Source organism: Streptococcus pseudopneumoniae (assembly GCF_001076775.1).
GTDB lineage: Bacteria > Bacillota > Bacilli > Lactobacillales > Streptococcaceae > Streptococcus > Streptococcus pseudopneumoniae_G.
Genome location: NZ_JVGV01000027.1, coordinates 68,030 through 91,721, shown reverse-complemented (window position 1 = coordinate 91,721; position 23,692 = coordinate 68,030). Strand labels below are relative to the sequence as shown.

Sequence of the window (23,692 nt, the reverse complement as noted above, 5' to 3'; positions counted from 1 at the left end):
TATGATATAATTTAATATTGAAAATACCTGTCCTATCTATAGGATAAAAGGAGAAAAAATGAAGAAAATTGTATTTGCTAGCGCCTTGGCTTTGACTTTAGCTGGAGCAGTTTTGACAAATGATGTTTTTGCCAATGACAGATTGGTGGCAACACAATCTGCAGATGGTAGAAATGAAAATGTCTTGAGCTCAGAAGTGCTAAATCCCTCTAGTGGCAATGTTTTGGTTGGGATTAAGGGAGAATTTTTAACCCCAAATAAACAAACTATTTTGGATGCGATTAATAAGATTCGTAAGGAAGCAGCTGATGAAGGTTTGGTAGATAAGTATGTTCCTATCAAATGGTCTACTGATCTTGAGAAAACTGCTTTTGTACGAGCTACTGAGGTGTCAGTAACTCTGAAACCTGAGCGTCTTTCTACGAAAGAAATCTGGACTGCTTTTCCATCTAGTAATAGTATAAGAGGAGAAGCTTTAGATGTGAACTATGAAGGTTTTCTAAAAGCAATTGAAAATTGGCATGCTGAGAAGGCAAATTATGTAGCGAAAAAGAAGGGTGGAACATCTAAAGAATTTACAGGTTATTATGAGGCTTTGATCAATTCTAAATTTACCTATGTGGGGCTCGCTGCTTTTAAAAATGCAGCTAGTTCTCAGAAAGTAGCAACGATTTCTCTAGCTTTAGGTGATGATGCTTCTTCAGAGGAATTGGCTGGTGGATATGGTCCTGCTATTCAGTATACAGAAGTGACCTCCTCAAACCTTTCAACAGTTAAAAGTAAAGCAGTCGTTGTAGAAAAAGCGCTGAAAGAATTTAGAACTTCTAGTTCAGACCAATCTGGTTGGGTGCAATCTAATGGAAAATGGTATTTCTATGAGTCTGGTGATCTGAAGACAGGCTGGGTGAAAACGGATGGTAAATGGTACTACTTGGATGACCTAGGTGTCATGCAAACTGGATTTGTAAAAGTAGATGGTAGCTGGTATTACTTGAGTAGCTCAGGTGCTATGTTTACAGGCTGGGGTACAGACGGAAATAGATGGTTCTACTTTGATGGCTCAGGAGCTATGAAGACAGGCTGGTACAAGGAAAATGGTACTTGGTATTATCTTGACGAAGCAGGTATCATGAAGACAGGTTGGTTTAAAGTTGGACCGCACTGGTACTATGCCTACGATTCTGGAGCTTTGGCTGTGAGCACAACAACACCAGACGGTTATAAAGTAAATGGAAATGGTGAATGGGTAAACTAGGCAACTAGTGAACAAATAGTCTGTTTCAATAGCTTTTTATAAGGAAGTTGTAAAATTATATAACCTTAAAATGGGGAAGGCTAGTTTGCCTTCTCTATTTTCTTGAAAGTTGTAAACAAAAAATCTTCAATGCCTACCTACGTAGCACAGATGATTTCAGAAAATCGATTTATAAACAATAAGAAAACTCCCCCAAGCTATCCTGTCTAATCCAGTCTATCTTGCAGATGGTCAGTCTTTGTGATAGAATATCATAAAGTCCTTTTGAGGGGGAACTTGCTAGGAAATCCCCAAGCACAGTAACTGATCAACTACCCTCACGAAAGTGAGGGTAGTTTTTCAGATTTTGAGGTTGTTAATTTTAAGGGTAGCCTCGATTGGACTTTTCCAGTCCCATATTATCCTTCAAAGTAGATAGAGAGAATTACAAGAGTATAGGATTCAATCAATTATTCACTCTCAAGAAATTTATATGAAGAAAGTCTACTACCTATAAGGTTTTAACCGTTTGCTAGTTTACACAGAACCATTCGTTAAATTTTTGTAGACTTACGATGTTAAATTAGTCCTCGTTTTTAGAGGCAAAAATCAAATGTTCCTAACTTATTTGAAATGAAGTTAGGCTTAATTTGGAAGAGATGATATGGTTTGATTTTTCTAAATCCAATCTAGTAGATCTAGCCTCAATCTCTGGCTCTTAGTTCGAAATGGTTTCTAAAATATACAGAAACATTTGTTTAGTAGATTTTAACTTGCTTTCTTTTAGTTGTTTGGAGAATGATTGAACAGAAGAGATGTTTAGATAGTGCTTGTTTTAGCTATCTGGTGATAGGTCTCTTGGCACTTATCTCTATTTTAGAGGGAGAATTTATGAATGTAAAACGTAAACCCATAGCCGTCATTTTGATCCGTTCGGGTTCACGCGGCTTAGTGGATAAAAATATCAAACCGCTAGCAGGCAAACCTTTGGTTTTCTATACCATCGAAGTCGCTCTAGCCTCCAAGCTATTTAGTGACATCTGGGTCTCCTCAGACTCGCTAGCCTATCTAGAACTCTGTCGTCAAGCCTATCCAGAGATTCATTGTGTCCATAGATCAAAAGAATTGGCCCTGGCAACAACCTCTAGCTTAGAAACCTTACGAGACTTTTTACACCCCTTTGAGGAAGAGCAGCTCTTCGTAAATCTGCAGGTGACCTCACCCCTGAGAGAAGTAGAGCATCTCATCGAATCCTATCAACTCTACTGTCAGTCTGGAGCTGACCATCTGATTTCCTGTGTCAAGGCAGATAAGAGTCGCAGTCTTTTCTTGCAGTTGGAGGAGTCGGCTTTTATCCGTCCGCCTCAGGTGTCCAAGCACTATGCTCGGCAAAAAGAGCCTGTCTATTACTATCCCAACGGTAGTATCTGGATTTCTCGCAAGGACCTTTACCTAAGAGATGAGACCTTTTATACAGATAAGACAGTAGCCTATGAAATGCCCAAACTCTATTCTTATGATATCGACGATGCCTTGGACTTTGAAGTCGTTGAGACCTTACTGCAACATCACCACCTAGGAGAATCAAAGAGATGAAACACCTCATCATTGCCACAACGCCCTTGCAGGCCAAGATTGCCCAGCATATTAAGGGACTCTATCCTGATCAGAACTTTGTCAGCCTCTATGTTAGTCCTGTCAAAAATGCCCGTCATGAATATTATGCTCAGGAATTTGACCATGTTCACTATCCACAGACGGCAGAGGACTTGGCTCAGATTTGTCAGGAGCTGGCTGGAAATTATGACACTATCTTTTATGCCAGTTTTGACAATAGCTTGATTCTGGACTTGATTGCTAGTTCGACCTATCAGCACCTCAGGAGTTTCGATGATGGTTATGCGGATATTTACCCCTTGGGCATGTATGCCCGGCCTCTCCATCCCAGTCAGGTTGGCTCCTTGGGCTTGAGCAGAGATGACTTGATTGAGCGGACGGAAAAGCACTATACCCTCTATCGCAGTGACTACCATGTCGTAGCGAGAGAAAAGCTAGTCTATTTGGAGCATTTTTTTGACCTGCCCCAAGCACCCGTTTCAAATGGCAAGACAGTCAAGGTCCTGCTGGGCCAAAAGTTCTCGGAAGAGGACGACCAGATTTCCATCCGTTTTATCAGTACCTATGCCAAGGCCTTGGCCATTGACCTCTATCTACCCCATCCCAAGGAGACTTTCACTATACCAGATGTGACTTACTTGGAGACGGAGCTAATCTTTGAAGATGTCCTAGCCCAGCTCTTTCAAGAATACGAGTTCGTTCATGTCTATCATTTTACTTCATCAGTCAGCCTCCATTTGAAAGACCTGCCCCATGTGACCATCACAGGTATTTCTCTCCCCTACTATGAGGACCGTCAAAAAGAATTGCGACGATTAGGTTGTCAATTTGAAAGGGTTTCACTTGGCTGGTAGCATAAATAAATATATTAGGAAATGTAAATCCATGCACTAGCTTGGATTTTTTATTGGGGTATTAAGTAGATGTTGGGTATATTGATAGAATCTAGTAAAAGTATGATTCATATGATATAATTCAGATTAGTAAATCTTTCTGACAAACAAGTACAGATAAATGAGTCGCAAAGGTTACCGTATATGATAGGAGATTGTTATGACTAAAATGGTTACAATACATCCAGGGCTCTGGCAAAGAGAGGTTAGAAAATATGGCTTTGAATCATCCCAATTGTCTAGAAAGAAAATTGCAGATTATTTAGGTTGGGGACATCTATATATTTTAACCCATCCTCAAGTTCGACCCGATTGGAAGGCTGGCTATGAACAAATAGGTTTTGAAAGGGATGAATTAGTGAGTGTAAGCCATTATCAATCAGATATTGGTCATGATGAATTAAGTATTCGCCCTTCTGATATCATTGATAGGTATCCTAATGGAAAAATGACTGTTGTTAATGGATTTGTGGCTAGCATTGAATTAGAAGATGAAACCCTATATTTTACTTCCGGATTATATTTAAAGAAAAATAAAAAAGAAGAACTGGAATGGTTAAATCGAGATGGTTCGACAGCAATGCGGGCACGGTACTATAAGCCAAGAGAAGAACCAAGTCCCATTTATATGATGGAGGACAATTATTTATATTATAAAGATGGAGAATGGTTAACCTATGAAGACTTATTGATTCAGGTATTAATCAGTCTTACAGATAAGAAAGACATCTTAATTCGAGATCAACATAACGTGGTGACTCCCAAATTATGGCGCTTTGTAGAAAATACAAACCGTCTCTATTGGGAATATATCCATGACAATGTATTGCTAAATCCAGCTCATAATCTAAGAAGAAAAACTAGATATTTAGTAGCTTCAGAAGTATTAACATCAATCTTGCAAGATTTAGGGTATCACGCACAATTTATGCCACCGATTTTTGCACCTCAAGTTTCCTCAGTAGTATTACAAAGAAGAAAGCCTAGTTCCTATTGTTATGTAGGGAATATGAGTAAGGTAAAAAGGGTAGAATGGATTATAGAAGCCTTTAGGAAGTTAGAACAAGAAGACCTACCTGTAGAGGTATTCTTATATGGTGGAGATATTGACAAATTGAAGAAAGAGTATCCGACTTTGCCATCTACCATTCATGTTGTTGGATATGTAGATGAGGTACCTTATTGGGAACATGATGGCTATATTTCAACTTCCCAAAAGGAATTATTTGCCAATGCCTGTGTTGAAGCTATGAGTTTTGGATTGATTCCCTTGCTTTCTAATGTTGAAATTGCTCATCAATATTATGCATCTAAGAACTCAGATATTTGCTTATATGATACACCAGAGGAGTTAGCGCATCTTATCAAGTGTTTATATGAGACTGATAAAGAAATCGAGCTAGAAAATACAAGTAAGTTTGTGAATCGATATTCAAAAGAACAAGTTTCTAAGAGATATTTATCACTCATGAACGCCTAAAAATGAAATAGATAATGAGATTTTATTGGATATCTTATTATCTATTTTTTTTAATTTCCTTTATGTATAATTGTTTGATAAAGGAAACTGAGAGTGATATACTAGTATAGTTAGTATAATTTTTTATAATGAGTAGAAAGAAATAAAAGGGAAAAGACCTTATGAAAAAAGATACAATTCAAAAATATTCATTACGTAAATATAAAGGAATTGGTGCAGCGTCTGTTTTATTAGGGATGATGGTTGTTGGAGCTAGTCCGGTATTGGCTGAAGAAACTACAAATACAGCTAATGAAACTACAGTAACACCTGCAAAAGATAATGTGGAAATGGAAACGTTGAGTAATGGTACTGGTAGCTATACAATGCCAAAAATGCATGTGTTTGATGGTTTGAATTATCATGCAACGGGGACAGAAGATGGATATGAAAGAAATCATCGCGAGAATGAAGGTAGAGCCAAATATAATTTAGACAGAGTTGAAAAGGAAACTATAAAAAAACAAGGAGAAGATAACTTTAAGGATTCAAAAATTTCTTATGTCACAAAAGAAGGCGAAGTGCTGAAAGAAGAATCTGATGTAGAAATTCCTGTTGGTGATAAACACCTTTCTAGTACTACTATGGATTATAAAATTCGTGGACTTTTTGGCAAACGTTATGAAGGAAATGTAGCAAATTTAACTAATGATGTTTTAAGTAAAATCAAAGAAGCTGATAAAGTTTTAGAAAAGAACGGAGAAAAATATCATAAGATTGATACAGAAGTAGATAAACATGAGGGGACTACTAAGGAAACAACTTTCAATGATATTACAGTACATGCAAATCCTGGAAACTTGCATAATGAAGATGGAAGTATTCGCTATAACAATATTAAAGAAGGTAGTCGAGTTTGGTTAGTTTCTGAAACTGATGAAGGAAAATATGGGAAGTATGTTTTAGCCACAAAACCAACTACAGCCAATGATTCTTGGGCTGTTGAAACATTTAAACAAGGTGAAAATGATGCTAAAGATTTTACAAAAGAAAATATAACAACTGATGGTGGAATTAAGGAAGGAGATACTATATTAGTTGTTGAAAAAAATGAGGTAGCATTAAAAGAATCTGTTTCTACAGCAACGGAACAAGAAGCGTATACGGCGGGTGCATTTTTTAATGAGAAAGCATTAGAGGAAGGCTTAAATAATCTTTTAGATGAGAGATTAAGAGATTTAAAAGACGAAGATGTCACTAACTCTGAAAAAGAAAAGACATGGGAAGAAATCTATAAGGTTACATTAACAAATAAAAATGCAGTAGATAATAAGAATCGTCCTACTTATTCTGTACATCAGGAGTTTAATGGTTATATAAGAGAAAACGGAAAGTTTGTAAAATATAACGATGTGACAGAATATATAACTAAGCTAAAAGAAATGTTTGGCGAAAAAGAAATTACAGTAGGATGGAAAAATTCTCGAGATAAAGTAGAACCAAAATTTGTTGGAAATATTGAAGAGTTTAAAGACACTGCTAACTACGAGAGTGAAAAAGCAAATGTCACGAAGTTTAAAGAGGCTCATAAAGCAATTCAGTATGTCGACCAAGTTCCAACAAATGCAAATTTTGTAAAAAATGTGTTTGAAGTAAATGTAGATTTTAAACTAGGAGATAAGAGTACAGATTCTTATTATCCTAGTGAAGATGATGATTCTAATCAACCAGAAAAAACTTATTTAGCTTATAGATTTGGCTATTTTGGTTCGAAATATTATAGTGAAGATACTAGATATCAATATGGATTAGGCCAATTATATAAAGAATATGAAAAAGATGGAGTTCGATATAGAATTGCCGCACCTACGAAATATGAACAACATGCGTCAATATCTGAGCCTATTTATAGTGAAATTCATTATTACGACTTATACCAACCAACCCGTGCTTACCATATTAGTGATCAACTAACTAATGTTAAAAACATCTACGCTAAGGAAGAAACAGAAACTACTGAGAGTAAAGGTAGTGTCATTGTTAAGTATGAATTAGCGGATGGAACTTCTATTAAAGAAAGTACAGATGTTGTTAAAGATGCAGTGATATCTTCTACAGAAACTAAATATTACTTAAATAAGGATAATCAAAAAGTAGTAGTAGGAACACCAACGACAACAAACAAAGAGGTTTCATATGATGCTACAACGGTAAAACTACAAGAAATCACCAAAGATGGTAAAAAATATAAACTAGTAGGACTGAAAACTGGCTCTCCGGCTGAGACAGGAAAAGTTGCATCAGGAACTACTGAAATTACCTATGTCTATAAACTAGCAACGGGTGGAAATGTATTTGCAAAATACATGTTAGAAGGAACAACTACTGAAATAGCAGCAGGAAAACTACTAACACAAGATGCTTCTATAGGAGATGAATATACGTCTACTGCTCCTAAAGTGGGAACAATACTTCAAAAAGATGGTAAGTCTTATTTTTACAAAGGACATCGTGCTACATCAGCGCCTGAAATAGGTACAGTTGATGAAAATGAAAAAACAGTTATTTATGACTTTTTAGAATACTTTAGTGAAAAAGGTGAACCAGAAGTACAGCCGGAATTACCAGAAGGAATTGTAAGTGAGAAGGGTGAACCAGAAGTACGACCAGAATTACCAGAGGGAGTTGTAAGTGAGAAGGGAGAACCGGAAGTACGACCAGAATTACCAGAAGGTATTGTGAGTGAGAAGGGTGAACCGGAAGTACGACCAGAATTGCCAGAAGGAGTTGTAAGTGAGAAAGGTGAACCAGCGATTCGTCCTGTAGCTCCATTATTGATTACTCGTCATATTATTATTGAATCGAATGAAGAACTCGTTCCAATTCAAATTGGTAAATTGGCTCCTAAATCTGATATCATATCGAAAAATGGTAAGAAATATAGATATACAATGACCCATGAAAAAGATGGCATTGTTACCCATTTATATACTGAGTTAATAGGCGATGACGTAGCGAAACCACAGGATCAAGAATACCTTCAGTCAAATTCTGTTAAGATTGATGAACCTACAAAACAAGAAGGTTCTTATCAAGATGAAGCGATTACCCAAGAAGAGGACAAGTCATCTCAGGGGCAACACTCAGAATCTGGGGAAGAGTTACCTCAAACAGGACAAGCTGAACTTCCAAACACTGGTACAGCAGATAATGCTAGCCTAGCAGCACTTGGACTTCTTGGAGTCTTGAGTGGATTTGGACTTGTTGCTCGTAAGAAAAAAGAAGACTAATTCTAATTAGATTTTCTGACAAGAATAAGGAGTAGGATATCATATCCGCTCCTTTTCTTTTTGGGTTGAGATAAGAGTCATCATAGCATTGGTTAAAAATTTTCGGTGGTTTTATTGTCAATTCTCTGTAAATTTTTCTCGTTCTAATCCCATATAGACAAGATGGCAGAATCATAATCTATAAGTTGTCTGGCTTGACTTTCTTGATGGGAATTATATAATAGATGTAATAAAAATAATTACAACCGAGAAAGAGGACCATTTATGACCTATGAATACAAGAGTCACATTTATTTAGCAGAGGCAGTTTTAAATGTAAAGGATTTGGCAAGTCAAACAGCCTTTTATCAGCAAGTGCTTGGTTTAGAAATCTTATCTCAAACTGAGACAGAGGTCGTTCTGGGACTTGGAGGAAAAGCCTTGGTACACTTGATTCAAACACAAGAGAGCGGTGAAGTAAGGGAACATTATGGCCTTTACCATCTGGCCATTCTCTTGCCGACACGAAAGGCTTTGGCGGATGTCTTGAAGCACCTGACAGATTTACAGATTCCTCTAGTTGGCGGTGCAGACCATGGGTACAGTGAGGCTCTTTACTTGGAGGATTTGGAGGGAAATGGCATTGAACTCTATCGAGATAAGCCGGTTTCCACATGGGATATTCGAGAAGACGGACGCATTATCGGAGTGACGGAGGCTCTTGCGGCGCAGGACATTTATGAGCTGGGGGAAAGAGTAGAGCCCTTTATCCTGGCAGAAGGTACGAGAATGGGGCATATTCATCTTTCCGTCAAGGATAGTCGAAAGTCCAGCCAGTTTTATCAAAAGGTGTTAGGGTTAGAGGATAAATTCAGTGTGCCTAGCGCTAGTTGGATTGCAGCTGGGGACTATCATCATCATTTGGCAGTCAACGAATGGGGAGGAAAAAATCTGGCTCCGCGTAAGCAAGACTTGCCAGGTTTGGCCCATTATGTTATTGAGGTTGCTAGTAAAGAAGAACTGTTAACGATTGCCCAGCGAGCACAAGAAGTTGATGCACCAATCAAATGGCTGACATCAAGCCAGTTGGAAATCACAGACCCAGACGGAATTGTGACTCGTATCCGCTTAGACAGGATATGATGACAATCAGAGTATAAATTGTGGAAAGTGCTCCTTATCCTAGTCAGATATGTAAAAAATTTGATATGATAGTAGGGAACAAGGAGAAGAAAACAATGACCAGTGAATACCAGAAAATGATAGCAGGAGAGGTTTACCGTCCATCGGATCCAGAATTGCGAGCCTTGGCTCAGGCTTCTCGCCAAAAACAGTCTGCCTTTAACAAGGAAGAAGATCCTTTGAAGGGAGTCGAAATCATCAAGATCTGGTTCGGCTCGACTGGACAAAATATCTTTGTCAATCCACGCCTGGTGGTCGATTATGGGGTCAATATTCATCTAGGGGAAAATTTTTATTCTAATTGGAACTTGACCATGCTGGATGTTTGTCCGATTCGCATCGGGGACAATGCGATGATTGGTCCCAACTGTCAGTTCTTGACTCCCCTCCATCCATTGGACCCGCAGGAACGTAATTCAGGTGTGGAATACGGGAAGCCCATTACCATCGGTGACAATTTCTGGGCTGGAGGAGGCGTCATTGTCCTTCCTGGAGTGACATTGGGTAATAATGTTGTTGCTGGAGCAGGGGCTGTAATCACTAAGTCCTTTGGCGACAACGTTGTCCTAGCTGGTAATCCTGCGCGCGTGATTAAGGAGATACCTGTGAAATAAAGAGATTGGTAAAAAAGTTTTTAAGATAAGAAAAGCGCATCATATCAGGTGTTTAAAAAACGTTGATATGATGCCTTTTATCATAAATTAGGTTAACTTTTTTTCAATTGAGTGTTTACTTAGCTGTTTGCTAGGTTTTACGCTAGAAGTTCTACAAATTCTTTCTCTTCTTGGCATTTTTGGTCAGAGAAACCTGGTAAGTATCTTGTTCTTTAGTGAGGTAATTGATGACTTGAAAATCATCGGTTTGAGCCTTGAAGTCCACTTCGTAGACAGTGGTGACTTGTTCTCCATCATTGCTGGTATCAATAGAGATGAGGTCTAACTCAGTACAGAATTGTGATAGCCCAGATTGGATAGTTTGGAGTTTTTCTTCTTGGTTGGCAATTGTGATGGTTAATAGTCTACGACGTTGGTGATTGCTCTTGCTTTGTTGCTTTTCTAAAAGAAGCCATACTGCTAAGATAAAGACGGTGAAGAGAATAGCTAGAGCTAGGTAGCCTGTCCCTGCTGCCAGCCCGATAATCATGGCAAGGAAGATCGCAATTAGCTCCCGTGAGCCACTGGTAGCTGAACGGAAACGAATGAGGCTAAAGGTTCCTGCAACAGCGATAGAGGTTCCTAAGCTGCCATTTACCAGAAAGATGACCAAGGTCATCAAGCAGGGGAGTAGGGTCAAACTAACAGCAAATTCCCGTGTATAGAGGGTACGGTGTTTGTAAGCCCAGGTCAGCGCCAAACCTAAAATCAGGCTGACCAAGAGAGCCAGAAAGAGCTGGATAGGATTGGCAGTGGCAGTTGTGTCGTTGAAGATAGAGTTGAAAAGATTAGACATAAGTAGTACCTACACTTTCTGTGCTTGGTCGTGGGCTATAGTCCAGCCCTTGAGACTTGTGGTAGGCACAGCTGTATTTTGAAAATTTCTGCTCTACCAGTCCATATTGGTCGAGAATATCTTGTAGCCATTGGGGTTTTCTACCAGGTGCTTTAATTTCCATGATGACAATGTCCTCGTTTAGTAGAGGGCAACCGTCCTTTCCTGAGAATAAACTGACATTATTATCACGATAGGTTAGATTTTGGTCAATGGTGATACGAATTTTATTGTAGGGAAATCCGCTAATTTCTTTCTTTTCCTTGAGAGAAAAACGGTCGTAGTAAATATACATACGAGGGATAATAGCTTGCTGATATTCCTCTTGGAGTTGCTGAATTTTTTCAATTATCATTCGGTCCTTGATACTGCTATCCAGCTGTCCCTTGGTCATAAACTGGGTGATAGACTGGGGAGTCGATAAGAGACGATGTTTTCGTCCGACACCAGCTCTGTCCTTAGATTTGATTTCTAAAAATACCTGACTATCAGGCTGGACTTGACTGAGATAGGTTCGCATCCGAATCTTTTCTTTTCGCTTAGTCCCTTGGCCATCCTCCTGAATCATATCAAATTGCTCTGTATCAAAGTAGATGTTGGAAATGGTCGAAGTTGGATAGTCATCCTCGACGAGGTATATTTTTAAGTTCTCTATTAAATTAGCCAAGTCACCCTTGGCAACGACATATTTGGTTTCGATTCGTTTAAAGCTTGTTTCAATTGGTTTCATAAATCCTGTCTCCTTTATCAAACTATTTCAGTACACTATCTTATTAGCAGATAGGTGTGTCTGGGCAAGTTGAACTTGCTTGTAATTAGTCTATGGAATTTTCCTAAAACTTTTGTTAAAGATAACTTAACTGAAACTGAACTTAAGAAAACTTTCAGAAAAAGTTTAGATTTTTTTCAGACTTACCCTGTAAACTAAGGTCAAGCTAAAGGAAGGCGAGGAAAAAGTATGAAATCAAAAAAATTGACCCTAATCTTAACCAGTTTAACAGTTTTGACCTTGATGACAGCTTGTGGGCAGTCAACGACCAAGTCAAGTACAACTGCAGCGGCAGATACCACTGCTATCACAACTTCAGCTAAAAACAGTCAATCTTCTTACTTTACAGAAAAGGACTACGACACTTCTTATGATGAAAGCACTGCTTCTAAGATTGAATTGTCAGGCTCATCCGCAAGTATCTCTGGAGACGGGGTGACAGTTTCTGGCTCAACAGTGACTATCTCAAAAGCAGGTACCTATGTCATCTCTGGTCAGTCTGACGGAGTGCAAATTAAAATCGCAGCTGATAAGTCTGATGATGTGAAACTTGTCCTAAAAGGCGCGACCATGACTAATACCAATGCAGCGATTTCTGCGACATCAGCCGGTCATGTCTATTTGACTCTGTCAGAGGGAACCACCAACAGTCTCTCTGACTCAAGCTCTAACAGTGATGAAAAGGCAAATGCCGCTCTCTTTTCTAAGGTTGATTTGACCATCAATGGCTCAGGAACTCTCACTGTAGATGGAAAGAAAAGCAATGCTATCAAGGCAAATGATAGGCTTCACATCACGGGTGGTACCTTTAACATCACATCAGTTGGCGATGCCTTTAATGTCAATGATGAACTCAACATCACTGGTACAACCATGACCATCGATGCTAAGGAAGATGGCGTTAAAGTTGATAATGATGACGATATGACTGTTGGAAATATGTATTTAGCTAACAATACCATAACAGTCACAGCAGGGGATGACGGCATTCACGCTTCTGGCAACCTAGTGATTGATAGCGGTACTTACACAGTCAAGAATTCGACTGAAGGAATTGAAGGAAAAGGCATTACGATTAATGGTGGCGATATCAATGTCTACTCGACAGATGATGGGGTGAATGCAGCTAATAAAAATGCCCAGCAAAGTGATATTTACTTTACCATGACAGGTGGTAATCTAACTGTAGAAGTTGGTCAAGGGGACACAGACTCAATCGACTCAAACGGAAATATCACGGTCACAGGCGGAACTATTAAAATGACTGGTCAAACAGGCTTTGATTTTGATGGAACAGCGACCTATACAGGTGGTGACATCTATCTCAACGGCGAAAAACAAACTGATATTGTCAACTCTATGCCTGGAGGCGGTGGACCAAATGGAGGTCCTCAGGGTGGCGGACCAGCTCCTGGTGGACGAGGATAAATAAAAAAGATAGCATTCAATTAGAATGGCTATCTTTTTATATGGGTGATAAATTGATATGTTACGAGGGATTTTATAATCGTAGCTTTCAAAGGCTAAATTGTTCAGTCATCCGTTTTTGTTTACTTAAATTTCTTGAATTTTAAGAAGATATTGAGTAGTTTTCCCTTAAATGTTTTGTTTTGGTAGGCGATTGTGAGGGAATTGAAAAATTCAACTGCTAGGTGTTCTTGGTGACCGAGTTCCATCTAGCTTGGGGTTGCTTCTGGGGAAAAGACGCCTAATTTGATGCGGAGTCCACCTTTTTTCATCTTGAACTGATGCATACCATACATCTTGATATCAAGGCTTGTATCGGACATGAGAGTAGCAGTATCACCTGCCATAGAAATTTTTGTATCGGCATCCGGAACGCCTGTTTTTTCAGCATCTAGACTGATAAAGATTTTTTGATAAGTTGGTTGACCGTACTCTCCAATCAACTCCTCACTTCCTGTCCACCGTGAACTCCAGCAAATACAAAATGTTCAGGGTGAATTTTAAAAGGAAGTGCTTGGTCACCCATTTTATTTAGTCCTTGGTTGAAGGCGAAGAAATCTCTCAAAGTAAATCCATCCACGTAAGCAGCTTGTAGGTTACGTCCCTTAACCGAATTCTTAGAAATGCCATGCCGCATTTGGTCTGATTCTGCTAGACGGTCAGCGTAGAGTTCGAGGATTTTTTGACTTCCAAGGGCTAATTTGGTTTCAATTAGGTCTTGAAAATTTCTTAGTCTGTTTCATATAAAAATGAGTAAAATGAATTCCCATTACCAAGGTCATTAGAGTTGCGATAGCAATGACGATGGTTGGATTAGCCGAGAAAAGTAGAGGGGAAATAGGCCTTTAAAAAGTGGATAGAAAAGACCATTTCGGAGTATAGAGAGGAAGTTCAAAAACATTTTTAGAAATAAGACATGTGCATTATAAACATCAGATACAAATCTGGTGCTTTATTTTTTAAAGAATTTCAACTTTTTTCTTGACAAGTGAGTAACCACTCACTATAATAGGTCTATATTCAGTAAGTGAGTAACCACTCACCTAGGAGGAAGCATATGAAAAAATTGCTACATTTACAAGATTTGGATAAGTCTTTTTGTCGTCAAATGGTTTTGAATCATGTCAGCTTTGAATTGCAGCCGGGAGAAATTATAGGCTTAATAGGTCCGTCTGGTGCTGGTAAATCGACTATGATTAAGACTATGTTAGGGATGGAAAAAGCTGACGGAGGGGTTGCTTTGGTATTGGATCATACTATGCCCAATCGTCATATTTTAGGAGATATTGGTTATATGGCCCAGTCAGATGCCTTATATGAGGCTTTGTCAGGTCAAGAAAATCTGGAATTTTTTGGTCAGCTAAAAGGGCTATCCAAAAGAGATCTGACAGCTGAAATTGCCCATGTGGCTCAAGTTGTGGATCTGACAGAGCATTTGAATAAAACGGTATCCGGTTATTCTGGAGGAATGAAGCGACGCTTGTCTTTAGCCATCGCGCTTCTGGGGAATCCTCAGCTCTTGATTTTGGACGAACCGACAGTTGGAATCGACCCTTCTCTTCGGAAGAAAATCTGGAAAGAATTATTCGCGCTTAGAGACAATGGGGTTGGGATATTAGTTACTACCCATGTTATGGATGAAGCAGAGTTAACGGATAAGGTCGGCTTATTATTAGGTGGAAAAATCATTGCTTTTGATACACCGCAACACTTAAAAGAAAGTTATCAAGTTTCAAGTATTGAAGAAGTATTTTTGAAAGCAGAAGGAGAGTAAGATGAGAACCATTGCTATTGCTAAAAAAGTTATCAAAGAATTGCTTCGTGACAAACGAACCTTGGCTATGATGTTTGTAGCGCCGGTATTTATTATGTGGCTGATGAACCTCATGTTTTCAGCTAGTACAACCGTGAATGTCAAGTTAGCGACACAAGATCTATCAACTGGTTTGATAACGAAAATGGATGAGCTTGATCATGTGGACATCGAGACTTATCAAGACTTAGATCAGGCCAAAGAAGCGCTAGCAAATGAAAAAGTCGATGCTGTGATTTCTTATAAAGACGGTGAGTATCAGGTCGACTACGCAAATACAGATGCCTCCAAGACATCTATGATACGACAAGTGTTACGAACAAGTATCGCCAGTGAAGGCACCGATCAGTTACTATCTCGTATCAAACAAGCTCTTCCACAATTGAAATTAGATGCAAAGGCGCCTGAAATCAAAGAATCTTACCAATATGGAGATAAAAATACTGGATTCTTTGCACGTATGATTCCAATTTTAATTGGCTTTGTGGTCTTCTTCTTTGTCTTTTTGATTTCTGGTATGGCACTTTTGAAAGAGCGCACAAGTGGAACCTTGGATCGCTTGTTAGCAACCCCAGTGAAACGTTCTGAAATTGTCTATAGCTATATGTTGTCTTACGGTATTATTGCGATTTTTCAAACGGCAGTTGTCGTCTTAGCAGCAATTTGGCTACTAGATGTAGAAGTTGTAGGAAATATTTTAAATGTTATAATAGTTAATGTGGTACTGGCTCTTGTAGCACTAGCTTTTGGAATTCTCTTGTCTACTCTAGCAAAATCAGAATTCCAAATGATGCAATTTATTCCTCTCGTGATTATGCCTCAACTCTTTTTCTCAGGGATTATTCCATTGTCATCCATGGGAGCATGGGCTCCAACTGTGGGGAAATTTTTGCCATTAACCTATTCTGGTGATGCAATAAGCCAGATTATTCTTTACGGACACAATCTTGGTGATATTTTGCCAAATCTTGGTGTTTTAATGATTTTCTTGATCATTTTAACAATTCTCAATATTGTTGGATTGCGTCGTTATCGTAAAGTTTAGAAATCAACATAAATAATGCTAAAAAGGTGTGAAGATTAGATGGATAAGACTGTTTTTGAATCGTTTGAAGATTACTTAGAAGAAGCGAATTACCCTCAAGGAAAGAAAAAAATCATGCAGGCAGCAGTGGATCTCATATCAACTAGGAGTTACCATGGGACCTCAACTCTTCACATAGCTGAGCGTGCTGGACTAAGCCAGGCAACTTTGTTTAAGTATTTTAAGACGAAGGATGATCTACTGACGGCTATTTTACATCCTGTAGTCCCAGGCATTTTCGGTAGTTTTGTTGAGGAACTCTTAGCTTTTGAAACGACAGAAGAGAGGGTTCGTTATCTCGTCCACGATCGTATGAGCTATCTCAAAAAAAATCGTGCTTTGATGAAAATCATTCTGCAGGAGAGTTTTTCAAATAAGAAACTAAAAAATGAACAGATTTTTATCTGGAATGCTATTCAAGATAAACTTCGAGTGCTTCATAAAGAATTGCTAGCAGATCCACGTGTAAATCCAGAGTTAACGATTCCTCAAATGGTTCGTATTTGTGTTGGTCCATTGTTAGCTTACTTCGCTCAACTTTATATCGTTAGCGACAACGGAGAAATAAAGGAAGAGGACCTAGACTTATTAGAAAAACAGATTTTAGGTGGTTTGTGGAAATAAGGGAGTTCTAGAAGAGCTAAGATTTATTTACTTGACTTTCAAACAAGCTAAAAAAGACATGTTCTGCTTATTTCAGATTCATGTCTTTTTTGTTGTTGGATTTTGTATTCTTCATAAGTCCTCAATCGCTTTGCCAAAACAGAAACCGACTTCTCCAGCGGTGCAACGATTTCTCAAGTGTATGGAAGAGGAGATTTCTGGATTGCTAAAGAGAATTCCTTGACACTCTGCCAGCTTTTGATACAATAGTACAAAATCAGAGGAGGTGGGTTATGATTCAGAAACATGTGATTCCCATTTTAGAGTTTGACGACAATCCTCAGGCGGTCATCATGCCTAATCACGAGGGGTTGAATTTGCAGTTGCCCAAGAAGTGTGTCTATGCTTTTTTAGGTGAGGAGATTGACCGTTATGCGAGGGAAGTAGGGGCGGACTGTGTGGGCGAATTCGTTTCTGCCACCAAGACCTATCCAGTCTATGTTGTGAACTATAAGGGCGAGGAAATTTGTCTGGCTCAGGCTCCTGTGGGTTCTGCCCCAGCGGCCCAGTTTATGGATTGGTTGATTAGCTATGGTGTGGAGCAGATAATTTCCACTGGAACCTGTGGTGTGCTAGCTGATATAGAGGAGAATGCCTTTCTAGTCCCTGTTCGGGCTTTACGAGACGAAGGTGCTAGCTATCACTATGTGGCACCTTCTCGCTATATGGAAATTCAGCCAGAGGCTACTGCTGCTATTGAGCGAGTGTTGGAAGCCAAAGGGATTCCCTATGAAGAAGTCATGACCTGGACGACAGACGGTTTTTACCGAGAAACGGCTGAAAAGGTGGCTTATCGCAAGGAAGAAGGCTGTGCTGTTGTGGAGATGGAGTGTTCTGCGCTTGCAGCAGTAGCCCAACTGCGTGGGGTTCTCTGGGGAGAGTTGTTGTTTACAGCTGATTCCTTAGCAGACTTGGACCAGTACGATAGTCGTGACTGGGGTTCAGAAGCTTTCGAGAAGGCCTTGGAACTCTGCCTTGAGATAGCCTTTCAGATCTAGCTACTCTTCTTCTTTTTATGGTACAATGGATGTATGTTATTCAAATTATTTGTGAAAAAAATTGAGAGAGCCTTGGGCGGACTTTCGCCAGCTCGTCGCATCTTTTTAAGTTTCGCTGGAGTTATTTTTATAGGCTCTCTCCTTTTGAGTTTGCCTTTTGTCCAAGCGAGTGGTTCGCAGGCCACTTATTTTGACCATCTTTTTACGACGGTGTCTATGGTCTGTGTAACCGGCCTTTCTACGCAACCGGTAGCTACTACCTATAATGTCTGGGGGCAGTTGATTTGTATGCTCTTGATACAGATTGGTGGTCTGGGGCTCATGACTTTTATCGGGGTCTTTTATATTCAGGGGAAGCAAAAGCTCAGTCTTCGCAGTCGTGAAACTATTCAGGAAAGCTTTAGTTACGGGGAGACTCGGTCGCTGAAGGCCTTTATGCGATCTATCTTTTTGACGACTTTTCTAGTGGAGGGCTTGGGTGCCTTTCTACTAAGTTTCCGTTTTATTCCTGAGTTCGGCTGGGGACGAGGCATTTTTACCTCTATCTTTTTAGCCATTTCAGCCTTTTGTAATGCTGGTTTTGATAATTTCGGCAGTAGCAGTTTAGTGGCTTTTCAGACGGATCCCTTGATCAATCTGGTCATTGCTGGCTTGATTATCACGGGTGGTCTTGGCTTTATGGTCTGGTTTGACTTGGCAACCCAGTTTGACAAGAAGAAAAAACGCCGTCTGCGTTTCCACACTAAGCTGGTTCTCTTCTTGACTGCAGGGATCTTGCTGTTTGGGACAGTATCCACACTCTTTACGGAGTGGCACAATCCAGGAACAATTGGCAATCTCAGTGTTCCAGAGAAAGTGCTGGTTAGCTTTTTCCAAACCGTCAGCATGAGAACAGCTGGCTTTGCTTCTATTGATTACACTCAAGCTCGGCCTGTGACCTTGTTTATCTATATCCTACAGATGTTTCTGGGTGGAGCGCCTGGAGGGACGGCTGGGGGACTCAAGATTACGACTTTCTTTGTCTTGTTGGTCTTTGCGCGTAGTGAATTGCTGGGTTTACCTCATGCCAATGTTGCGCAGAGAACTATTGAGGCTCGAACAGTTCAAAAATCCTTTAGTGTCTTCATTATCTTTTTGATGACCTTCTTGTTGGGCTTGGTGTTGTTGGGAATTACGGCAGAAGGAACACCGCGATTTATCTACCTTATGTTTGAGACCATTTCAGCTCTTGCGACAGTTGGGGTAACGGCAAATCTGACACCAGAATTGGGCAAGCTAGCTCTCAGCATTGTCATGGTGCTCATGTTTATTGGCCGTATCGGTCCCTTGACCTTGCTGGTTAGTCTAGCGGATTACCAGCCTGATAAGAAAGATTTGATTCAGTATATGAAAGCAGATATTAGTATTGGATAAGAAAGGAAGAATGATGTCAGATCGTACGATTGGAATTTTAGGCTTGGGGATTTTCGGGAGTAGTGTCCTGATGGCCCTTGCCAAGCAAGATATGAATATCATTGCTATTGACGACCACGCCGAGCGTATCAATCAATTTGAGCCAGTTTTGGCGCGTGGAGTTGTGGGCGATATTACAGACGAGGAACTCCTCAGAACTGCAGGAATTGATACCTGTGATACGGTTGTAGTGGCAACAGGGGAAAATCTGGAATCGAGTGTGCTTGCAGTTATGCATTGTAAGAGTCTAGGGGTACCAAGGGTTATTGCCAAGGTCAAAAGCCAGACAGCTAAGAAGGTGCTAGAAAAAATCGGTGCTGACTCGGTGATTTCACCTGAGTATGAAATGGGGCAGTCTCTAGCGCAGACCATTCTCTTTCATAACAATGTTGATGTCTTTCAGCTGGATAAAAATGTGTCTATCGTGGAGATGAAAATTCCGAGTGTCTGGGCAGGTCAAAGCCTGAGCCAGCTAGATCTACGTGGCAAATACAACCTCAATGTCCTAGGATTTCGTGAACAAGAAAATTCACCCTTGGATGTCCAGTTTGGCCCTAATGATCTCTTGAGGGCAGATGCCTATATCTTGGCAGTAATAAATAACCAGTATCTAGATGACTTGGTAGAATTAAATTCGTAAGGAGGGGAATCCCCTCTTTTTTGATGCTCAAAATAGCAAATAGAGATAGCAACCCTTGTATTCTAGTAAAAGTCCTTCAGAAGCTGGACTTTATGGTAGAATAGAAAGAAGTGACAAGAGAGAAAGAAAAAATCAGTCCCCTAAAGGAGTAGATTATGAAGTTATTGTCTATCGCCATTCCTAGCTATAATGCCGCAGCCTATCTTCATTACTGTGTGGAGTCGCTAGTGATTGGTGGTGAGCAAGTTGAGATTTTGATTATCAATGATGGGTCTCAGGACCAGACTCAGGAAATCGCTGAGCGTTTAGCCAGCAAGTATCCTAACATCGTTAGAGCCATCTATCAGGAGAATAAGGGCCATGGCGGTGCTGTCAATCGTGGCTTGGCAGAGGCTTCTGGACGCTATTTTAAAGTAGTGGATAGTGATGACTGGGTGGATCCTCGTGCCTACTTAAAAATTCTTGAAACCTTGCAGGAACTAGAGAGTGAGGGGCAGGAGGTTGATGCCTTTGTGACTAATTTTGTATATGAAAAGGAAGGTCAGTCTCGTAAGAAGAGTATGAGTTACGAGTCAGTCTTGCCTGTTCAACAGATTTTTGGCTGGGACCAGGTCGGAAATTTCTCCAAAGGCCAGTATATCATGATGCACTCGCTGATTTACCGGACAGATTTGTTGCGAGCGAGCCAGTTCCAATTGCCTGAGCATACTTTTTATGTCGATAATCTCTTTGTCTTTACCCCCCTTCAGCAGGTTAAGACCATGTACTATCTGCCTGTCGATTTCTATCGTTATTTGATTGGGCGTGAGGACCAGTCTGTCAATGAGCAAGTGATGATTAAGCGCATTGATCAGCAACTCAAGGTCAATCGACTCTTGGTAGACCAGCTTGATTTGTCCCAAGTGAGTCATCCAAAAATGCGAGAATATCTGCTGAATCATATTGAGATTACGACGGTGATTTCTAGTGCCTTGCTCAACCGAGCAGGCACAGCAGAGCATCTTGCCAAAAAACGGGAGCTGTGGACCTATATTCAGAAGGAAAATCCAGAGGTTTTTCAGGCTATCCGGAAGACCATGTTGAGCCGTTTGACCAAACATTCTGTCTTGCCAGCTCGCAAACTTTCCAATGTCGTCTATCAAATCACCAAATCTGTTTATGGATTTAATTAATATAAGTATTTTATAAGAGGGATTTAAGAAAAATTTTAACTTTTTCTTAATCCTTTTTAATTTTAGGAGATTATACTAGAGTCATCAAATAAAGAAAAACTCTAAGGAGAATCCTATGAAATTCAATCCAAATCAAAGATATACTCGTTGGTCTATTCGCCGTCTCAGTGTCGGTGTTGCCTCAGTTGTTGTAGCCAGTGGCTTTTTTGTCCTAGTTGGTCAACCAAGTTCTGTACGTGCCGATGTGGTCAATCCGACCCCTGCTCAAGTTGTACCAGACGCGACTTCGGTGAGTGAAAAGAGCGACTTACCAGCAGAACTTCTCAAAGAAGCAGTCGATACAGCTCTTCCTTCAGAACAGGTAGACTCAACACCTAAAGCAAGCTTGGATGCTACAAGCTCTCCAGAAAAAGCAGATGCAGGTGCTAAAGAGCCAGTAGTAGCACCCAAAGAAGAAGTACAAGCAAAACCAGAATCTAAGAAACAAACAGAAGATGCGGTTAAACCTGCGACAAATCCTGCGCCTACAGTTTCTGGACAAGACCGTGAAGCAAATGAAGCGCAGCCAGCAACTACCCCAGCTGAAGTCCAAAAAGGCGTAGCTGATAATACTAAAGACACAGTGGACGTTCCAGCAACTTACTTGGATAAAGCTAATTTCCCAGGTCCATTCACAGCTGGTGTTAACCAAGTCATTCCTTACGAGTTCTTCGCCGGTGACGGTATGTTGACTCGTCTTATCTTGAAGGATTCAGACAAGGCCCCATGGTCAGACAATGGTTCAGCTAAAAATCCCGCCCTTCCACCAGTAGAAAACTTAGGCAAAGGTCTTTACTTCTATGAAGTAGATTTGGCAGGAACTCAAGGTAAATCTGATAAAGAGCTTCTAGACCTCTTAAAACAAAACGGCACTCAAAGTTATAAGGCAACTATCAAGGTTTACGGTGCTAAAGATGGCAAGGCCGATTTGAGCAATCTCGTAGCAACAAAAGAATTGGATGTCAACTTGAACGGCTTAACTACTCCAGCTGAAGTGCAAAAAGGTGTAGCCGATAATACTAAAGACACAGTAGATGTTCCGGCTTCTTACTTGGATAAAGCTAACTTCCCTGGACCGTTCACAGCCGGTGTCAACCAAGTTATTCCTTACGAATTCTTCGCTGGTGATGGTATGTTAACTCGTCTTATCTTGAAGGCTTCAGACAAGGCTCCATGGTCAGACAACGGTTCAGCTAAAAATCCAGCCCTTCCACCAGTAGAGAAATTGGGCAAAGGTCTCTACTTCTATGAAGTAGATTTGGCAGGCACCCAAGGTAAATCAGACAAAGAACTTCTTGACCTCTTGAAACAAAACGGCACTCAAAGCTATAAAGCTACTATCAAGGTTTACGGCGCTAAAGACGGCAAGGCCGATTTGAGCAACCTTGTAGCGACTAAGGATTTGGATGTCAACTTGAACGGCTTGACTACCCCAGCTGAAGTGCAAAAAGGCGTGGCTGATAATACTAAAGATACAGTGGATGTTCCGGCTAGCTACCTTGATAAAGCCAACTTTCCAGGGCCATTCACAGCTGGTGTTAACCAAGTTATTCCATACGAATTCTTTGCTGGTGACGGTATGTTAACACGCCTTATCTTGAAAGCATCAGACAAGGCTCCATGGTCAGACAATGGTTCAGCTAAAAACCCAGCTCTTCCACCAGTAGAAAAATTGGGCAAAGGCCTTTACTTCTATGAAGTAGACTTGGCAGGTACCCAAGGCAAATCAGATAAAGAGCTTTTTGACCTTTTGAAACAAAATGGTACTCAAAGCTATAAAGCTACCATCAAAGTTTACGGTGCCAAAGACGGCAAGGTCGATTTGACTAACCTTGTAGCGACAAAAGATTTGACAGTAAACTTGAACGGACATCAGTCTCTTGTTCCGATGCAGTCAGGTTTCGTCCCTTCTTCTAATGGTTCAGCTATGCCGGCTCCAATGATGAATAGTCATCAAGATGCGTCTAATATGAAAGATCAAATGCCTAGTGCCAATCAAGATGAGATGAAATCTAAAATGCCAGCTGCTAGCCAGGATAAGATGATGCCTAACAAAGAGCAGGACAAAACTATGAATGCTAGTCAGTCAATGGCAACTCCAAGTATGAAGCAAGACCAAGTCGCGGTAACCTCAAGCAAAATGTCTGAGGAAGGCAAGATGGCGTCTACTAACAAGGTGTCAAGTCCAATGATGGCTGATCACATGAAAGACCAAAAAGACATGCTTCCATATACTGGTGAAGCCCAAACATCAATGGCTACTCTTGGATTCTTTGGATTAGCTTTGGCCGGACTTCTAGGTGGACTCGGTTTGAAAACTAAAAAAGAGGAAAATGACTAGTCTAGTTACAGACTTTCTATCTAGGATTTGAAAAATCCAGATATCGTTTAGAATGTTCGTAAAGAGATAAAAATAGTGTTATACTATTGTGGTATAGCACTGTTTTTTTCAA

General features: G+C 40.1%; 20 protein-coding genes and 1 pseudogene. 16 read left to right on the top strand and 5 right to left on the bottom strand.

The window, feature by feature from the left end; all coding sequences use genetic code 11:
* Positions 1-58 precede the first annotated feature (58 nt).
* The 7 genes from ADJ60_RS08415 to ADJ60_RS08385 all read left to right on the top strand — a co-directional run bounded on the left by ADJ60_RS08415 (position 59) and on the right by ADJ60_RS08385 (position 10,268).
* Positions 59-1,255 carry a CAP domain-containing protein gene (locus ADJ60_RS08415; protein ID WP_049544558.1) on the top strand — a complete coding sequence of 399 codons (1,197 nt, stop codon included), beginning with the start codon at positions 59-61 and terminating at the stop codon, positions 1,253-1,255.
* A gap of 870 nt (positions 1,256-2,125) precedes the next feature.
* A complete protein-coding gene (locus ADJ60_RS08410) occupies positions 2,126-2,830 on the top strand; it encodes a cytidylyltransferase domain-containing protein (RefSeq protein WP_049544569.1) in 705 nt (234 codons plus the stop codon).
* Positions 2,827-3,705: a glycosyltransferase family 52 gene (locus tag ADJ60_RS08405; protein ID WP_049544557.1), complete on the top strand. Its 879-nt coding sequence runs from the start codon at positions 2,827-2,829 to the stop codon at positions 3,703-3,705. The genes ADJ60_RS08410 and ADJ60_RS08405 overlap by 4 nt, the downstream gene beginning before the upstream one ends.
* Before the next feature lie 199 nt (positions 3,706-3,904).
* A complete protein-coding gene (locus tag ADJ60_RS08400) occupies positions 3,905-5,224 on the top strand; it encodes a glycosyltransferase (RefSeq protein WP_049544556.1) in 1,320 nt (439 codons plus the stop codon).
* A 161-nt stretch (positions 5,225-5,385) separates the two neighbouring features.
* Positions 5,386-8,493, top strand: coding sequence for an LPXTG cell wall anchor domain-containing protein (locus ADJ60_RS11860; protein ID WP_049544555.1), 3,108 nt, complete (start codon positions 5,386-5,388; stop codon positions 8,491-8,493).
* Between the two features lie 264 nt (positions 8,494-8,757).
* Positions 8,758-9,615, top strand: a complete 858-nt coding sequence (locus ADJ60_RS08390; RefSeq protein WP_000220690.1) for a VOC family protein — start codon at positions 8,758-8,760, stop codon at positions 9,613-9,615.
* 95 nt (positions 9,616-9,710) lie between these two features.
* Positions 9,711-10,268, top strand: coding sequence for a sugar O-acetyltransferase (locus ADJ60_RS08385; protein WP_049544554.1), 558 nt, complete (start codon positions 9,711-9,713; stop codon positions 10,266-10,268).
* Between the two features lie 151 nt (positions 10,269-10,419).
* Here the strand turns inward: ADJ60_RS08385 and ADJ60_RS08380 are convergent, their stop codons facing one another.
* On the bottom strand, positions 10,420-11,103 hold the full coding sequence (locus ADJ60_RS08380) for a DUF4956 domain-containing protein (protein WP_049544553.1): 684 nt from the start codon (positions 11,101-11,103) through the stop codon (positions 10,420-10,422).
* Positions 11,096-11,872, bottom strand: coding sequence for a polyphosphate polymerase domain-containing protein (locus tag ADJ60_RS08375; protein WP_049544552.1), 777 nt, complete (start codon positions 11,870-11,872; stop codon positions 11,096-11,098). The genes ADJ60_RS08380 and ADJ60_RS08375 overlap by 8 nt, the downstream gene beginning before the upstream one ends.
* 228 nt (positions 11,873-12,100) lie before the next feature.
* Here ADJ60_RS08375 and ADJ60_RS08370 point away from each other — a divergent pair, with 228 nt between their 5' ends.
* Positions 12,101-13,339, top strand: a complete 1,239-nt coding sequence (locus tag ADJ60_RS08370; RefSeq protein ID WP_049544551.1) for a carbohydrate-binding domain-containing protein — start codon at positions 12,101-12,103, stop codon at positions 13,337-13,339.
* 248 nt (positions 13,340-13,587) lie between these two features.
* On the opposite strand, the gene ADJ60_RS08365 is transcribed toward ADJ60_RS08370, so the two are convergent.
* The 3 genes and pseudogenes from ADJ60_RS08365 to ADJ60_RS11910 all read right to left on the bottom strand — a co-directional run.
* Positions 13,588-13,821, bottom strand: coding sequence for a hypothetical protein (locus tag ADJ60_RS08365; protein WP_049544550.1), 234 nt, complete (start codon positions 13,819-13,821; stop codon positions 13,588-13,590).
* The gene (locus tag ADJ60_RS08360; RefSeq protein ID WP_001215751.1) at positions 13,818-14,015 is read right to left on the bottom strand and encodes a hypothetical protein; all 198 of its coding nucleotides are present in this window, start codon (positions 14,013-14,015) and stop codon (positions 13,818-13,820) included. Before ADJ60_RS08360 ends, ADJ60_RS08365 begins: the two co-directional genes overlap by 4 nt.
* Before the next feature lie 70 nt (positions 14,016-14,085).
* Positions 14,086-14,208 (bottom strand): annotated as a pseudogene (locus tag ADJ60_RS11910) (low temperature requirement protein A); the annotation flags it as partial.
* Positions 14,209-14,435: 227 nt separating this feature from the next.
* Here ADJ60_RS11910 and ADJ60_RS08355 point away from each other — a divergent pair.
* The 8 genes from ADJ60_RS08355 (at position 14,436) to ADJ60_RS08315 (ending at position 23,580) form a co-directional block, all read left to right on the top strand.
* A complete protein-coding gene (locus ADJ60_RS08355; RefSeq protein WP_000734674.1) occupies positions 14,436-15,152 on the top strand; it encodes an ABC transporter ATP-binding protein in 717 nt (238 codons plus the stop codon).
* A 1-nt stretch (position 15,153) separates the two neighbouring features.
* Complete coding sequence (locus tag ADJ60_RS08350; RefSeq protein ID WP_049544549.1) at positions 15,154-16,236, top strand: ABC transporter permease; 1,083 nt, start codon at positions 15,154-15,156, stop codon at positions 16,234-16,236.
* A 39-nt stretch (positions 16,237-16,275) separates the two neighbouring features.
* On the top strand, positions 16,276-16,899 hold the full coding sequence (locus ADJ60_RS08345; RefSeq protein WP_000361928.1) for a TetR/AcrR family transcriptional regulator: 624 nt from the start codon (positions 16,276-16,278) through the stop codon (positions 16,897-16,899).
* A 272-nt stretch (positions 16,900-17,171) separates the two neighbouring features.
* Positions 17,172-17,936 carry a nucleoside phosphorylase gene (locus ADJ60_RS08335; protein ID WP_049544548.1) on the top strand — a complete coding sequence of 255 codons (765 nt, stop codon included), beginning with the start codon at positions 17,172-17,174 and terminating at the stop codon, positions 17,934-17,936.
* Between the two features lie 33 nt (positions 17,937-17,969).
* Positions 17,970-19,349 (top strand): TrkH family potassium uptake protein, encoded by a 1,380-nt coding sequence (locus ADJ60_RS08330; RefSeq protein ID WP_049502305.1) that lies wholly within the window; start codon positions 17,970-17,972, stop codon positions 19,347-19,349.
* Between the two features lie 13 nt (positions 19,350-19,362).
* A complete protein-coding gene (locus ADJ60_RS08325; protein WP_049544547.1) occupies positions 19,363-20,028 on the top strand; it encodes a potassium channel family protein in 666 nt (221 codons plus the stop codon).
* Between the two features lie 155 nt (positions 20,029-20,183).
* Entirely contained in the window at positions 20,184-21,200 is a 1,017-nt protein-coding gene (locus ADJ60_RS08320; RefSeq protein WP_049544546.1) for a glycosyltransferase family 2 protein, read from the top strand.
* A 115-nt stretch (positions 21,201-21,315) separates the two neighbouring features.
* The gene (locus ADJ60_RS08315) at positions 21,316-23,580 is read left to right on the top strand and encodes an SSURE domain-containing protein (protein WP_049544545.1); all 2,265 of its coding nucleotides are present in this window, start codon (positions 21,316-21,318) and stop codon (positions 23,578-23,580) included.
* The last annotated feature ends 112 nt before the right edge of the window (positions 23,581-23,692 follow it).

Coding starts and splice junctions, on each gene's coding strand:
- ADJ60_RS08405 (WP_049544557.1), top strand. CDS start 2,827: ATGAAACACCTCATCATTGCCACAACGCCCTTGCAGGCCAAGATTGCC.
- ADJ60_RS08375 (WP_049544552.1), bottom strand. CDS start 11,872: ATGAAACCAATTGAAACAAGCTTTAAACGAATCGAAACCAAATATGTC.
- ADJ60_RS08345 (WP_000361928.1), top strand. CDS start 16,276: ATGGATAAGACTGTTTTTGAATCGTTTGAAGATTACTTAGAAGAAGCG.
- ADJ60_RS08360 (WP_001215751.1), bottom strand. CDS start 14,015: ATGCGGCATGGCATTTCTAAGAATTCGGTTAAGGGACGTAACCTACAA.
- ADJ60_RS08370 (WP_049544551.1), top strand. CDS start 12,101: ATGAAATCAAAAAAATTGACCCTAATCTTAACCAGTTTAACAGTTTTG.
- ADJ60_RS08335 (WP_049544548.1), top strand. CDS start 17,172: ATGATTCAGAAACATGTGATTCCCATTTTAGAGTTTGACGACAATCCT.
- ADJ60_RS08315 (WP_049544545.1), top strand. CDS start 21,316: ATGAAATTCAATCCAAATCAAAGATATACTCGTTGGTCTATTCGCCGT.
- ADJ60_RS08410 (WP_049544569.1), top strand. CDS start 2,126: ATGAATGTAAAACGTAAACCCATAGCCGTCATTTTGATCCGTTCGGGT.
- ADJ60_RS08380 (WP_049544553.1), bottom strand. CDS start 11,103: ATGTCTAATCTTTTCAACTCTATCTTCAACGACACAACTGCCACTGCC.
- ADJ60_RS11860 (WP_049544555.1), top strand. CDS start 5,386: ATGAAAAAAGATACAATTCAAAAATATTCATTACGTAAATATAAAGGA.
- ADJ60_RS08350 (WP_049544549.1), top strand. CDS start 15,154: ATGAGAACCATTGCTATTGCTAAAAAAGTTATCAAAGAATTGCTTCGT.
- ADJ60_RS08320 (WP_049544546.1), top strand. CDS start 20,184: ATGAAGTTATTGTCTATCGCCATTCCTAGCTATAATGCCGCAGCCTAT.
- ADJ60_RS08400 (WP_049544556.1), top strand. CDS start 3,905: ATGACTAAAATGGTTACAATACATCCAGGGCTCTGGCAAAGAGAGGTT.
- ADJ60_RS08355 (WP_000734674.1), top strand. CDS start 14,436: ATGAAAAAATTGCTACATTTACAAGATTTGGATAAGTCTTTTTGTCGT.
- ADJ60_RS08390 (WP_000220690.1), top strand. CDS start 8,758: ATGACCTATGAATACAAGAGTCACATTTATTTAGCAGAGGCAGTTTTA.
- ADJ60_RS08385 (WP_049544554.1), top strand. CDS start 9,711: ATGACCAGTGAATACCAGAAAATGATAGCAGGAGAGGTTTACCGTCCA.
- ADJ60_RS08325 (WP_049544547.1), top strand. CDS start 19,363: ATGTCAGATCGTACGATTGGAATTTTAGGCTTGGGGATTTTCGGGAGT.
- ADJ60_RS08330 (WP_049502305.1), top strand. CDS start 17,970: ATGTTATTCAAATTATTTGTGAAAAAAATTGAGAGAGCCTTGGGCGGA.
- ADJ60_RS08415 (WP_049544558.1), top strand. CDS start 59: ATGAAGAAAATTGTATTTGCTAGCGCCTTGGCTTTGACTTTAGCTGGA.